Annotated in this window: 9 protein-coding genes; 4 read left to right on the forward strand and 5 right to left on the reverse strand. The window is 70.3% G+C overall.

What is annotated here, in order from left to right:
* Positions 1-456 precede the first annotated feature (456 nt).
* The gene (locus ABZU46_RS14555) at positions 457-1,866 is read left to right on the forward strand and encodes a ricin-type beta-trefoil lectin domain protein (RefSeq protein WP_354857687.1); all 1,410 of its coding nucleotides are present in this window, start codon (positions 457-459) and stop codon (positions 1,864-1,866) included.
* Positions 1,867-1,926: 60 nt separating this feature from the next.
* Here ABZU46_RS14555 and ABZU46_RS14560 read toward each other — a convergent pair whose 3' ends face one another.
* The 5 genes from ABZU46_RS14560 to ABZU46_RS14580 all read right to left on the reverse strand — a co-directional run bounded on the left by ABZU46_RS14560 (position 1,927) and on the right by ABZU46_RS14580 (position 7,817).
* Positions 1,927-2,940 (reverse strand): LacI family DNA-binding transcriptional regulator, encoded by a 1,014-nt coding sequence (locus tag ABZU46_RS14560; RefSeq protein ID WP_354857690.1) that lies wholly within the window; start codon positions 2,938-2,940, stop codon positions 1,927-1,929.
* 76 nt (positions 2,941-3,016) lie between these two features.
* Positions 3,017-4,744: an IlvD/Edd family dehydratase gene (locus tag ABZU46_RS14565; RefSeq protein WP_354857693.1), complete on the reverse strand. Its 1,728-nt coding sequence runs from the start codon at positions 4,742-4,744 to the stop codon at positions 3,017-3,019.
* Between the two features lie 49 nt (positions 4,745-4,793).
* Positions 4,794-4,961: a hypothetical protein gene (locus ABZU46_RS14570; RefSeq protein WP_354857696.1), complete on the reverse strand. Its 168-nt coding sequence runs from the start codon at positions 4,959-4,961 to the stop codon at positions 4,794-4,796.
* A 133-nt stretch (positions 4,962-5,094) separates the two neighbouring features.
* Complete coding sequence (locus tag ABZU46_RS14575; protein ID WP_354857698.1) at positions 5,095-6,612, reverse strand: aldehyde dehydrogenase family protein; 1,518 nt, start codon at positions 6,610-6,612, stop codon at positions 5,095-5,097.
* Positions 6,609-7,817: a fumarylacetoacetate hydrolase family protein gene (locus ABZU46_RS14580; RefSeq protein WP_354857700.1), complete on the reverse strand. Its 1,209-nt coding sequence runs from the start codon at positions 7,815-7,817 to the stop codon at positions 6,609-6,611. The genes ABZU46_RS14575 and ABZU46_RS14580 overlap by 4 nt, the downstream gene beginning before the upstream one ends.
* 136 nt (positions 7,818-7,953) lie before the next feature.
* Here ABZU46_RS14580 and ABZU46_RS14585 point away from each other — a divergent pair, with 136 nt between their 5' ends.
* From ABZU46_RS14585 to ABZU46_RS14595, 3 genes are all read left to right on the forward strand, one after another.
* Positions 7,954-8,817 (forward strand): IclR family transcriptional regulator, encoded by an 864-nt coding sequence (locus ABZU46_RS14585; protein WP_354857702.1) that lies wholly within the window; start codon positions 7,954-7,956, stop codon positions 8,815-8,817.
* Between the two features lie 575 nt (positions 8,818-9,392).
* The gene (locus tag ABZU46_RS14590) at positions 9,393-12,260 is read left to right on the forward strand and encodes a ricin-type beta-trefoil lectin domain protein (protein WP_354857704.1); all 2,868 of its coding nucleotides are present in this window, start codon (positions 9,393-9,395) and stop codon (positions 12,258-12,260) included.
* 32 nt (positions 12,261-12,292) lie between these two features.
* A complete protein-coding gene (locus ABZU46_RS14595) occupies positions 12,293-14,428 on the forward strand; it encodes a ThuA domain-containing protein (RefSeq protein WP_354857706.1) in 2,136 nt (711 codons plus the stop codon).
* Positions 14,429-14,555 lie beyond the last annotated feature (127 nt).

Raw genomic sequence — 14,555 nt, forward strand, 5'->3', positions numbered from 1 at the left:
CCGAGCGGCGCGTCGCTGTGCGGTCGCGGTAGGAGACGGCCGCTGCTCGGCTGATCCGTAACAGGCCCGAAACTACCGGTTGAGAATCCTGGAACATTCTGCGAGCCTGAGAACCATCGATCGCTGTGAACGTTAACATGATCCACTCAGCTCTGGAGGCGCCGCACGCGACCGTCAGGCCCACCCCCAGAAAATCAGCAGGATTTCCCGGAACCGTCCCGCCGGGCGTACCCGATTCCGAACACCCACTACTTCCGGAACAGCCGCGATAGTTGCGGCTCTGGTCGTGTCGCTGCTGCCCAATCTCAGCTCCGGCGGCGACTACGGTCTGCTGCCGTACCGGCCGGGTCTGCTGACGCTGCAACGCTGACGATCGGACAGCGCCGGGGCGGGCAGGTTCGGCCCCCGACCGAACCCGCCCGCCCCGCACTCATCCACCACCAGGAGGTACCGACAGTGCGAGGACCCGCAGACCACCCCCCGCCCTCGGGCGACACCCATGCCGACCGAGTGTCCTTCCGGTCTCGCGGACGGCTGCTCAAGCTCGCCGCGGCCGGGATCGCCGCCGCGGTCGGGTTGTTCACCATGACTGTGGCGACCGGGTCGGCGTCGGCCGCCGACAACCCGTACCAGCGGGGCCCGGACCCCACGGCGGCCAGCGTCACCGCCGTGAACGGCCCCTTCGCCAACACCTCGGTAAGCGTCCCGACCGGGTACGGCTTCAACGGCGGCCGGATCTACTACCCGACCGACACGAGCCAGGGCACCTTCGGGGCCATCGCGATCTCGCCGGGTTACACCGCGTTGTTCTCCGCCGAGCTGGCCTGGATGGGACCGTGGCTGGCCTCCCACGGCTTCGTCGTGATCGGCATCGAGACCAACAGCCGCAACGACTTCGACACGGCCCGCGGCACCCAGTTGCTCGCCGCGCTGGACTACCTGACGCAGCAGAGCCCGGTACGCGACCGGGTCGACCCCAACCGGTTGGCGGTCGCCGGTCACTCCATGGGCGGCGGTGGCGCGCTGAGCGCGGCCAGCCGGCGCCCGTCGTTGAAGGCCGTGGTCGGCATCGCGCCCTACTCGCCGTCGTCGAACCTGGCCAACGACCGGGTGCCTACCATGATCTTCGCTGGGCAGGCGGACACGGTGGTCACCCCGTCCTACGCCACCGGCCTCTACAACAGCCTCCCGAGCACGACGGAGAGTGTCTACGTGGAGGTCGCCGGCGCGGACCATGGGTTCATGGTCGGACGGTCGAACCCGGTGATGGTCCGGACCATGCTGCCGTTCGTCAAGATGTTCCTCGACAACGACGCCCGGTACAGCCAGTTCCTCTGCCCGCTGCTGGACTCCAGCGGCGTGGTCACCTACCGCAGCACCTGCCCGCTGCTGCCGTCGACGCCGACCAGCCCGACGCCGACCACCACTGGAACGAGCACCCCGGCACCGACGCCCACCGTCACGCCCACCCTCCCACCCGGCTCGGCCAGCCAGATCGTCGGCACCCAGTCGGGTCGTTGCATAGACGTACCGAACGCCTCCCGCACCAACGGCACGCGGGTGCAGCTCTACGACTGCAACAGGCAGACCAACCAGGCGTGGACCTACACCTCAGGCAAACAACTACAGGTGTACGGCACCATGTGCCTCGACGCGGCAGGCTCGGGTAATGGCGCGGCGGTCCAGATCTACAGCTGCCACAGCCAGACCAACCAGCAGTGGAACGTCAACTCCAACGGCACCATCAGCAGCGTCCAGTCCGGACGGTGCCTGGACGTCTGGAGCACCGCCAACGGCGCCCAGATCCAGCTCTACGACTGCCACGGCCAGACCAACCAGCAGTTCCGGCTCGTCGCCCTGGCGTAACCCGCACCGGGCGGGCTCGGCGTCACGCCGGGCCCGCCCCGGCCATGCGGCGTCCGTGGCTCACGTACCGGTCAGCGGCGCCGTGCTCTCCCGCACCACGAGCTGGGGGACGACCAACGGCAGGGGCTGCGGCACCATGTCGTCGATGGCCTGGGTGACGGCCGTGATGGCCCGCTGACCGACCGCGCCGAAGTCCTGCTGGATCGTGGTCAACGGCGGAATCAGGTACGCCGCCTCGGGGACGTCGTCGAATCCGACGACGGAGATGTCCTGTGGCACTCGCCGTCCACGCTCGTGCAGTGCGCGCAGCACACCGATGGCCATCTGGTCGTTGGCGGCGAAGACCGCTGTGGTCCCGGGCATCTCGCAGATCCGCAGCCCGGCGACGTAGCCGCTGTGGGCCATCCAGTCACCCTGGACCGGCTCGGGCGGGCGTAGGCCCGCCGCGCTCATCGCCGCCCGCCAGCCGTCGCGGCGGGCGCGGGCCTCCGCCCAGTTGAGCGGACCGGACACATGCACGATCTCCTGGTGCCCGAGGCCGAGCAGGTGGTCGGTCGCCATCCGGGCGCCGAGCACCTGGTCGACGCCGACGGTGACGCTGGCCCGGGACAGATCGCCCTCCACCACCACGAAGGGCACGCCGGATCGGGTCATCCGTACCACTTCGAGGGCCTCGTCGTTGCCGGCGATCATCACGACGCCCTCCACGCCGACGCGCATGAGGTGTTCGGTGGCGTCGCTGAGCGCCCGTACCGTCACCTCCGAAAGGCTCACCGAGGTGGCGAAGTAGCCGGCAGCTCGGGCGGCATCCTCGACGCTGCGGTGGATGCTCGTCGGACCGAACAGCGTCCTGGCCGTGCCGATGATGCCGATCATCCCGGAGCGTCCGCGGACCAGCGCTCGGGCGGCGGTGTTGGGGCGGTAGTCGAGCCGTCGGATGGCCTCGAGAACCCGCTCCCGCGTCTCGCGCCTGATGGCGGGCGCCCCGTTGATGACCCGGGACACCGTCTGGTGCGACACGCCCGCCAGGCGGGCGACGTCCGCCATCACCGGTGGCCGATGGGCCGCGGTCACCGCTTTTTCCGCGTGAACTCGCACTGGCGGGCCGTCCGTTCTTCCATGCGTCGCTTCCTCGTACGTTCCGGGGCCGTCAGTGTGAGTGACGGGGCACTCCGCTGCCACTGCCACCGACGAGGAAGTCGAGGTCCGCGCCGCTGTCGGCCTGGAGAACATGCTCGCTGTACAGCCGCGTCCAACCTCGGTCGGCCACCGGTTGTGGTGGTTCCCAGGCGGAACGGCGCTCGGCGAGTTCCGCGTCGTCGACCAGGAGGTCCAGGCGGCGCGTGGTGACGTCGACGCGGACCAGGTCGCCGGTGCGCACCAGCGCGAGAGGTCCGCCCACGGACGCCTCCGGCGCCACGTGCAGGACGCACGTGCCGTAGCCGGTGCCGCTCATGCGGGCGTCCGAGATCCGCACCATGTCCGTGATGCCGTCGGCGAGCAACCGGCGGGGCATGGGCACGTTGCCCACCTCCGGGAAGCCGGGGTAGCCGCGTGGTCCGGCATTGCGGACGACGATCACCGTGTCGGCTGTGACATCGAGGTCCGGGTCGTCGGCGGCGACGACGTACTCCTCGATCCGGTCGAAGACGAGCGCCGGGCCGGTGTGCGTGAGGAGGTGGGGGGAGGCGGCGGAGACCTTCAGCACCGCCCCGGACGGCGCGAGCGACCCGCGCAGCACGACGGTGCCCGAGCCGGCGGGCTGGAACGGCTCCTCCAGGGTGGCGATGACGTCCCGGTTCCAGCACTGGGCGCCGTCGACGTTCTCCGCCACGCTCCTGCCGCTGACGGTGATGTGGTCCGTGTGCAGCAGCGGGGCGAGCTCCTTCATCACCACCGGAAGACCGCCCGCGTAGGCGAAGTCCTCCATCAGGTACGCCCCGGACGGCATGAGGTTGACGAGCAGGGGCACGTCGGCGGTGAGGGTGTCGAAGTCCTCCAACGACAGGGGCACGCCGAGGCGTCCGGCGATCGCGAGCAGGTGCACGACGGCGTTCGTGGAGCCACCGATCGCGGCGTTGACCCGGATCGCGTTCTCGAACGCCTCCCGGGTGAGCACCGAGGACAGCCGCTGGTCCTCGCCGACCATGGCGACGATCCGGCGCCCGGCGGCCTGCGCGAGCGCGTACCGCCGGGAGTCGACCGCCGGCACGGCGGCGGCCCCCGGCAGTTGTACGCCCAGCGCCTCGGTCACGCACGCCATCGTGGAGGCGGTGCCCATCGTCATACAGTGGCCCCGGCTGCGGGACATGCCGACCTCCGCCTCGGCGCAGTCGGCCGCGGTCATCCGGCCGGCCCGCATCTCCTCGGTGAAGCGCCAGACGACGGTGCCCGAGCCGATGTCCTGGCCGCGGAACTTGCCGTTGAGCATCGGGCCGCCGGTCATCATCAGCGTCGGCAGGTCGACGCTCGCCGCCCCCATCAGCAGGCCGGGAGTGGTCTTGTCGCAGCCGGAGAGCAGGACCACCCCGTCGAGCGGGTTGGCGCGGACCGACTCCTCCAACTCCATCGCCAGCAGGTTGCGGTAGAGCATGGTGGTGGGTCGCATGAGCGGCTCACCCAGGCTCATCGCCGGGAACTCCAGCGGCAGACCGCCGCTCTCCCACACGCCCCGCTTCACCGATTCGGCCAGGTCGCGCAGGTGGGCGTTGCAGGGCGTCAGCTCCGACCAGGTGGTGGCGATGCCGATCACCGGGCGGCCGTCGAAGACGTCGTCCGCGAAACCCTGGTTGCGCATCCAGGACCGATGGATGAACCCGTTACGGCCTTCCGCGCCGAACCACTGCCCGCTGCGCAGCGATCGATTCGTCGTCGACATCAGCACACCTTTCTGTTCATCCGCCCGGATAGCTGGTGGGAAGGGCGGCTTACCGGAGGCCGCCGACGGACAGTCCGCCGCGCCAGTGTCGTTGCAGACTGAAGATCCCCTGCCAGAGGCCGAGGCCGACGGTCACCGGGAAGAGCCGGTTGTCCGAGAGCATGGCCAGGGGCAGGAAGTAGGTGTTCCAGGACGCCACGGCCGACCGGAGCAGCACAGTGACCACCGCGGGGCGCATCAGGGGAACAGCGATCTAAATGAACGTCCGCACCTCCCCCGCGCCGTCAAGGAATTCGCGTGCCGGCCGCGGGTGACCCACAAAGGCACCCGAAGGAGACCGGCAGACGCCGTTAATCGGCCGCTGGCACCAACCTCCCGTCGACTCGCCGGGGAATGGCGGTGTACTCGTCGCGCAACTCCTCGGGAAGGATCCAGGCCGGGGCGTCCTGCCACGCCAGCGGGCGCAGGAAGCGTCGGATCGAGGTGGCGCCCACAGACGTGTGCACGGCGTTCGTCGACGGCCAGGGTCCACCGTGGTGCTGGGCCCACGACACCCGGACGCCGGTGGGATAGCCGTCGAAGACGATGCGACCCGCGCGGGCGGCGAGCGCGTCGACCAGCCGGCGTACGACGTCGACGTCGTCACCCGAGCCACGGTGGACGGAGCCAGTCAGCGACGGGGGTACGGCGTCCAGCGCGGCGTCGAGTTCGGCAGCGTCGTGATACCGGACCACGACCATGAGCGGACCGAAGCACTCGTCGGCGATCTCGGCGGTCAGCCCCGGCAGATCCACCTCCAGGAGCCTCGGCGCGGCGGTGAAGCCCGCGCCGGGGTCGACCTGGGCCCGTGCCGAGACCCGAGCACCGGCCCGCTCGAACTCCGTGGCCCGACTCTCGTACGCGTCCCGGATGCGCTCGTTGAGCAGGACCGTGCCACCCGAGTTGGCGACCTTCTCCCGCAGGACGTCGACCAGCTGGTCACCACCCCGGTCCGCCGGGATGAACGCCAGGCCGGGCTTGGTGCACAGTTGACCGCCCGAGGCGGTGAAGGAGGCGAACAGACCCTCGGCGATCTCGTCACCCCGGTCGGCGGCCGCGGCGGGCAGGACGACGATCGGGTTCACGCTGCTCAGTTCGGCGTACAGGGGAATGGGGTCGGGCCGTTCGTCGATGGCCGCCTGGATGGCGCGAACGGCGTTGACCGAGCCGGTCAGGGCGGCCGCGCGGATCGCGGGGTGACGCACCAGCGAGCGGCCCGCCTGCTCCCCGTACACGGTCGCGATGACACCCTCGGGCCCGCCCAGCTCGCGGACGGCCGAGGAGATCGCGGCGGCGGAGGCGTGCGACGTCAACGGGTGCGACGGGTGGGCCTTCAGGACCGCGGGGCAGCCGGCGGCCAGCGCGGCGGCCGTGTCACCGCCGGCGACCGAGAAGGCGAACGGGAAGTTGCTGGCGCCGAAGACGGCGACCGGCCCGACGGGTACGAGCATCCGCCGCACGTCCGGGCCGCGTCCGAGGGGTGTGTCGGCGGCGTGGTCGATGGCCGCCTCGACGTACGCCCCGTCGCGCAGCACATCGCCGAACATCCGGAACTGGACCGCGGCCCGGGTGAGTTCCCCGTCGAGGCGCGCGTGGCTCAGCCCGGTCTCCGCCTCGGCAGCCGCGACCAGATCCACCCGGTGGGACTGGAGGGATGCGGCGATCGCGTCCAGCAGCTCGGCCCGGCCACGCCTCCCGAGGTCGGCCAACCAGCGCGTCGCCGGGGACGTCTGACCGGCGATCGTCTCCAGCCGAGACTCGTCGGTCTCGGTGAGATCCGTCGCGCGACGCTTGCCGTCGCGCGGATCGACCGTGATGACCACGTTCACAGCAGTCCTCTCCTTACCAGATTGCCCATGAGATCGCGGACGCCGAAGTGCCAGGGTTCGCACTCCTGGGCGTGCCGCACCCGGTTGACCAGGGTGCCGAGTGCCGGACAGCTGATCCGTACCACGTCGTCGACCTTGTGGGTGAAGCCCTCACCGGGGCGGTCCCGGTCCTGGATGGGCGCGAACATGGTGCCGAGCATCAGGGCGGCCCCATCGGGATAGTGGTGGTGCGGGCCGATCAACTGCCGCACCAACTCCTCCGGGGCGCGCGACATCCGGGTCATCTCCGAGACCGCCTCCAGCAGGAAGCCGTCCCCACCGTGGACCTCCAGGCGCACCTCGAGTTCGCGTACCCGCTCCATCCCGAACCGGTCGTCGAAGAGCCGGATCAGGGGGCCGAGCGCGCAGGAGGCGTTGTTGTCCTTCGCCAGCGGAAGCAGGAGCGCCGAGCGGCCCTCGATGTCGCGCAGGTTCACGTCGTTGCCGAGGGTGGCGCCGACGATCCGGCCGCTGGACTGGACGATGAGGGTGATCTCGGGTTCCGGGTTGTTCCAGGTCGACGCGGCGAGCACACCGACCGGGACGCCGGTGCCGACGGCGGAGAGGATCTGCCCCTTGGTGAAGATCTCGGCGTCCGGGCCGATCCCCACCTCCAGGTACTGGCTCCACATGCCCTCGGCGACCAGCAGGCTCTTGAGCCGGTCCGCCTCGGCCGAGCCCGCCTCCAGGTTGTGCAGGTCGACACCGATGTCGGCGAACATCCGTTGCCGGATGTCCGCCGCGAGCGCCAGGTCTCCCCGTGCCCGCTCCTCGATGACGCGTTCGATCATCGAGATGGGGAAGGTCACGCCCGCGGCCTTGAGCGCCTGGAGGTCCACCGGGGCGAGCAGCCAGGGCCGGCCAGGGTCCCGGGTCGCGGCCGCCGTGTTAGCCAGGATCTCCCCGAAGTCGCCCACCCGCGCCCCGTCGAGCCCGGCCACGGTCGCGGCGGGGTCGGGCAGCTCGCAGATGTCCCGTACGGTCGGGAACCGGTGGCTGAGGTCGATGACCTCGCCGTTGCGGACGGCCACGGGCGTGGGGCCGTCGACGGACGGGTCCCAGATCCGGCCGATCAGAACAGCGTCCGCATCGTCCGGCAACGCCTCGGCGGCGGACCCGACCCAGTCCGCGCCGGCGGCGCCTGCGCGGGGCCGTGGGACCGTCATGAGCCGCTCTCCGCGATCCCGCCGGCGTGCGCGCGCTGCTTACCCATCGCTACTCCAGTGGTACGAGTTGGCATCGAGGGAATTAAATTGCAACGATCGTAGCGACATGTGCAACGGTGTCAAGAGGCGGTTGCGCATGACGCCAACTTCATTGCGTACTGTGCAATGGCAGCGACGGTGTCGTACCGCCGCCCCGAGGGGAGACAGAGCCTTGGCGCAATCGATTCGCCGCGCGATCGACCTCATCCGTCGGTCGGCCGAGCACCCGCTGTCCCTTACCGAGGCTGCGGACGTGCTCGGCGTCCACAAGTCCACGGCCCTGCGGATCCTGCAGACACTGGAATCGGCGCGCTTCGTCCGCCGGACCGGGGCGGGCACCTACGTGCTCGGCAGTGGACTCATCGAGTTGTCCGAACTCGCACTGGGCTCGATGGACCTGCGCCAGCCCGCCGCCGCGCACCTCCGGGCGCTGCAACGCGAGACCGGCCACACCGTGCACCTGGCACAGCTGACCGGCGACGAGATCATCTATATCGACAAGGTGGACAGTCCGGCGTTCGACGCCGTCAAGCTGCCCTCGCGGATCGGGCGCGCGGTGTCCATCTATGCGAGCGCGGTGGGAAAGACGATCCTGGCCTACCTACCTCGGGAGGAACGCGACCGTCTCCTCTCCCACGTCGTCTTCGAGAGATTCACCGCGACCACATTCACCGACCACGACGCCCTCGAAGCTGAACTCGCCCGCATCCACGAACGCGGCTGGGCCGTGGACAACGGCGAGCACGACGCCTACGTAATGTGCGTGGCCGCGCCGATCAGGGATTCGCGAGGTCAGGTCATCGCCGCCGCCTCGATCACGGCGATCGAGGTGATCGCAAGCCTCGACCAGCTGAAGAGCAACGTTCCGCTCCTTCTGGAGACCGCCAACCAGATCTCGTACGAACTCGGCTACCCGCGGCCCTCCGCGAACCCGGACGGTGACGGCCGGTCCACGACCTGACCGGGCGGTCACCGCAGTCCGGCGGTGCTTCAATCCTCCCTCCGCGGGATTGACCCTCGAAGATGGCCGATGTTAACTGCAAGTCAACGATGCAGGTCGATGTTCATCTCGCCGGAATCCGGTGCGTGACAGCGATCCGCGTCATCTCACATCGCCCCCGTTTCGGCGGACGTGGGCAGACCGGGGCTCTCCCCGGGGTGTGAGACATCCGCACGACGATCCAGAGGAGATCGTGTCGATGACGATGACGACGCCGCTACGAATCGCGCTCGCTGTCCCGTTCGCCGCTGGTGTCGTCGCCGTCGAACCGGCCGGACCAGCCGCCACGGCAACCACGGACGCCGCTTTCGGCACCAGCACCGGGACGTGAACCGGCACGCGACCGGCCCCCGGGAACGTTCGACCTGATCGCCCTCTGACGGCGAGCTGGCGGGTCCGCGACGGGCCCGACGGCCGGCGTCGCCCCATCGAGCCTGGCGTCGGCGGCCCGGCTTTGCCCATCCGCCCTGGCGTACGCGCACCCACCGGTGCGCGTGTGCCCGACCGTCCAGCCCACCCCGACCCCGGAGTACGCCATGCTCACACCACGTCCGCGCCTCACCGCGGCCGTTGTCCTGGCCATTCTCGCCAGCCTCCTGCCGATCCTGGTGGCGGTCACCGTCGCCGCACCGCCAGCGGCCGCGGCGCCACCCGCGACCACCCAGTTCGAGAAGGTCAAGCTCGACGGTGGGCTCTCCATGGGAGAGCCGATCGAACTGTCCGTCCTGCCCGACGCCAAGGTGCTCTACATCAACCGGGGCACCAGTTCCGGCGGCGGGCAGGTACGTCTCTACAACCCGGCCACCCGCACCACGACTGTGGCGCTGACCCTGCAACTGGACGCCCGATTCGAGGACGGCCTGATCGGCATCACCGCGCACCCGAGGTTCGCCACGAACCGCTGGGTGTACCTGTTCTACTCGCCGGCCACGACGCCGCTGGTCAACCGCATCTCGCGGTTCACCTTCAACCCGAGCACCCTGGTGCTCGACCCGGCGAGCGAGACCCGGCTGATCGAGTGGCCGACCGAGCGCCGGCTCTGCTGCCACTCGGCGGGCTCGATGACGTGGGACAGCAACGAGAACCTCTACTTTGCCGTCGGCGACAACACCAACTCCGGTGGAGACTCGGCGGGCATGGCGCCGATCGACGAGCGGACGAGCCGCGACGCCCAGTACGACGCGCAGCGGACCTCGGGCAACACCAACGACCTCCGCGGCAAGATCAACCGCATCCACCCGGAGGACAACGGCACGTACACCGTTCCGACGGGCAACCTCTTCGCCGCGGGCACCAGCGGCACCCGTGCGGAGATCTACGTGATGGGGGTGCGCAACCCGTACCGCCTGTGGGTGGACCGCAAGAGCAGCAACACGCTCTACTGGGGCGAGGTCGGGCCGGACGCCGGAGCGACGATCGCCAACCGCGGGCCGGCGGCGTACGACGAGTGGAACCGGGCCACCGCGCCGGGCAACCACGGATGGCCGTACTGCGGCGGCCCCAACGTCGCCTACAACGACTGGGACTTCGCCACCAACTCACCGCGTGGCTGGTTCCCGTGCGGTGGCAGCACCGGCCCGGTGAACAACTCGCCGCGCAACACAGGCCTTGCGCAGTTACCGCCGACCCGGGGCGCGCTGGTCTGGGAGCAGCACGGTGGCAGCCGGGAGTGGCCGGCCCTGGACAGCCCGGGCGGCTGCGGCTCGCCCAACCACGCCGAGGTCTACCACTACGACCCCAACCTGGCCTCGGACGTGAAGTGGCCGCAGTACTACGACAACAAGCTGGTCATCACCGAGTACTGCCGTAACTGGATCAAGGAGGTCCAGTTCGACAACGGCAACGCGCGTACCGGCAACCCGACAGTCATCGAGCCGGTGCTGGCCGGCATGTCGTTCGTCCACCCGATCGACATGGAGTTCGGGCCGGACGGGTCTCTCTACCTGCTGGAGTACGGCAACGGCTACTTCTCCGGCGATGCCGCCGCCGGCCTCTACAAAATCAACTACGTCGCCGGTGGCCGGTCTCCGACCGCTGTCGCGTCGGCCACCCCGGACAACGGCCTGAGCCCGCTGACGGTCAGCTTCTCCAGCGCCGGCAGCACCGACCCGGACGGCGACCCGCTGACCTACGCGTGGGACTTCGACAGCAACGGCACCGTCGACTCCACCGCCGCGAACCCGACCTACACGTACGCCAGCAACGGCGACAAGCGCGCCCGGCTCACGGTCTCCGACGGCACCGGCCGGTCCGGCACCACCCAGGTGACCGTCGTCGTGGGCAACACCCGGCCCACCGTCGCCCTCAACGGCATTCCCAACGGCGGACTGTTCTCCTGGGACGAGAACCTGACCGCCACCGCCACCGCCGCCGACGCCCAGGACGGCACGATCCCCTGCGCGAACGTGACGATCCGGGCGGCACTCGGCCACCAGGAGCACGCGCACGAGGAGGGCCAGGGCACCGGCTGCGGCTTCACCGTCAACACCGGACCGGTGCACGCCGGTCCGGACTCGGTGCTCTTCTTCCTGCTGCGGGCCGGTTACACCGACCGGGGCGCGGCCGGCACCGTGCCGCTCACCGCCGAAAAGGACGTCACCCTCTGGCCCAAGCAGTGGCAGGCCGAGCACTACGTCTCGTTGCACGGGCCCCAGGTCATCAACGCGGGAGGCGCCGAGGGCGGCCGGCGGCTCGGTGACATCCAGAACGGCGAGTACGTCCGGCACCACGCGGTGAGCCTCAAGGGCATCACCGGCATCCGGGCCCGGGTCTCCTCGGACAAGGCCGGCAACGTCGCCTCCTTCCGGTACGACTCGCCGACCGGTCCCGAGATCGCCCGGGTCACCGTGCCCAACACCGGCGGCTGGGACAACTACACCGAGATCAGCGCGCCGGTCACCAGGCCCGACGACAACACCCACGACCTGTACGTCGTGTTCACCGGCGGCACTGGAGGAGCCCTACTCGACCTGGACAGCTACACGTTCACCGGAGCCGGGGTGAGCACCCCGGCGAGCGGCCCCCGCACCGGCCCGATCCGGGGAATGGGCAAGTGCGTCGACGTCAACGCCGGCGCGACCGCCGACGGCACCAGCGTCCAGATGTGGGACTGCATCGCCGGCGCGACCAACCAGCAGTGGACGCTGCCCGGCGACGGCACCATCCGCAGCCTGGGCAAGTGCCTGGACGTGAAGTCCAGCGGCACCACCAACGGCACCCCGATCCACCTGTGGACCTGCAACGGCACCGGGGCCCAGCAGTGGGTGACCGGCACCGCGGGCAGTCTGCGCAATCCGCAGGCCAACCGGTGCCTCGACATCCCCGCCTCCACCCCCACCAACGGGCGGCAGCTGCAGATCTACGACTGCAACGGCACCTCCGCGCAGAACTGGACCCTGCCGTGACCCGTCCGCCCGCTCTCCCGCAAGGAGCCCCCATGCGCAGACGCCTCATCGCCGCCGTTGCCGCCGCCGTGGTCGCCGGGCTCACCGTCGCCACCGGCGCGACGGCCGTGGCACCGACCCCGGCCGAGGCCGCACCGCTGAGCAAGGTCCTGGTCTTCTCCAAGACCGCCGGCTTCCGGCACTCCTCCATCCCGAACGGCATCGCCGCCATCCAACAACTCGGTACGGCGAACGGCTTCACCGTCACCGCCACCGAGGACGCGGCCACCTTCACCACGGCCAACCTCGCCCAGTACCAGGCGGTGGTCTTCCTCAGCACCACCGGCGACGTGCTCGACGCCACCCAGCAGGGCGCGTTCGAGGCGTACATCGCCGCTGGCGGTGGCTTCGTCGGGGTGCACGCCGCCGCCGACACCGAGTACGACTGGCCGTGGTACGGCGGCCTGGTCGGGGCGTACTTCGCCTCGCACCCGGCCAACCAGCAGGCGACCGTCCGGGTCGAGGACCGGGCCAACGCCTCCACCGCACACCTGCCGCCGACCTGGACCCGCACCGACGAGTGGTACAACTACCGGGCCAACCCCCGCTCGGCGGTCAAGGTGCTGGCCAGCCTCGACGAGTCGTCGTACTCCGGTGGGTCGATGGGTGGCGACCACCCGATCACCTGGTGCCACAGCTACGGCGGCGGACGCTCCTGGTACACGGGCCTCGGCCACACCGAGCAGAGCTACACCGATCCGAACTTCACCCGCATGCTGCTCGGCGGCATTCAGGTGGCGGCCGGCGCGGTGGCGGCGGACTGCCGGCCGGAGCCCGGCTACACCCCGCTGTTCGACGGCACCCAGGCCAGCCTCGGGCAGTGGCGGCAGGCCGGGCCGGGCGGCTTCACCCTGGCCGACGGCACCCTCACGTCGAACGGCGGAATGGGGTTGCTCTGGTACCCGGTGCGCACGTTCGCCAACTACTCGCTCAAGGTCGACTGGATGATGCCGGGCGACGACAACGGCGGGGTCTTCATCGGATTCCCCGATCCGCAGGGCGACCCGTGGGGCCCGGTCAACGCCGGTCACGAGATCCAGATCGACGCCACCGACGGCGACCCGACGCGCACCACCGGCAGCGTCTACAGCCTCCAGGCACCCAACCAGGCCGCCCGTGCGGCGGCGCTCAACCCACCCGGCTCCTGGAACACCTACGAGATCGGCGTGCACGGTCAGCGGGTCGAGATCTGGCTCAACGGAATCAAGATCAATGATTACGTCAGCAGCCGGGCCATCGCCAACGGCTACCTCGGGGTGCAGAACGACGGCGCCGGCATGGACATCAACTACCGCAACGTGCGGATCAGGACGGACGGGCCGAGCGAGCCACCCGTCACCGACCTGGCCCGGGGCCGGCCGGTGACGGCGTCCAGTGTCGAGCCGGGCAGCGCGCACGTGGCGGCCAACGCCGTGGACGGCAACGCCACCACCCGCTGGGGCAGCGCGTACGCCGACCCACAGTGGATCACCGTCGACCTGGGGGCCACGTACGCGATCAACCGGGTGCGGCTGGCCTGGGAGACCGCCCACGCGCGGGCGTACCAGGTCCAGGTGTCGCCGGACAACGTCACCTGGTCGGCGGTGCACACCACGACCACCGGCGACGGCGGCGTCGACGACCTCACGGTCACCGGCACCGGCCGCTACCTGCGGGTGTACGGCACCCAGCGGGCCACCCAGTGGGGCTACTCGCTGTGGGACCTCAACGTCTACGGCACCGCCGCCGGTGGCACCCTGCTGTCCCGGGGCCGGCCGGTCACCGCGTCCAGCGTGGAGCCGGGCAGCACGCACGTGGCGGCCAACGCCGTGGACGGCAACGCCACCACCCGCTGGGGCAGCGCGTACGCCGACCCGCAGTGGATCACCGTCGACCTCGGGGCCACGTCCGCCATCAACCGGGTACGGCTGACCTGGGAGGCGGCGTACGCGCGGGCGTACCAGGTCCAGGTCTCCCCGGACAACGTCACCTGGTCACCGGTGCACACCACGACCACCGGCGACGGCGGCGTGGATGACATCGCCATCTCGGCCACCGGTCGTTACCTGCGTGTCCAGGGCACCCAACGGGCCCTGCCCGCGTACGGCTACTCGCTGTGGGAGCTGGAGGTCCACGGCACTGTCGCCTGACCCGCGCCCGGCAGGTCACCTCGGCATCTCGCTCGCGGTGACCTGCCGGCGCGGCAGCCACTTCGCTGGCGCCACCAGCACGAGCGGCCGGCGAGGAGCCGCCCGCTGGTGCAACCAGTTCGTCGAC

Origin of the sequence: Micromonospora sp. NPDC005197 (assembly GCF_040608295.1) — a bacterium.
GTDB lineage: Bacteria > Actinomycetota > Actinomycetes > Mycobacteriales > Micromonosporaceae > Micromonospora.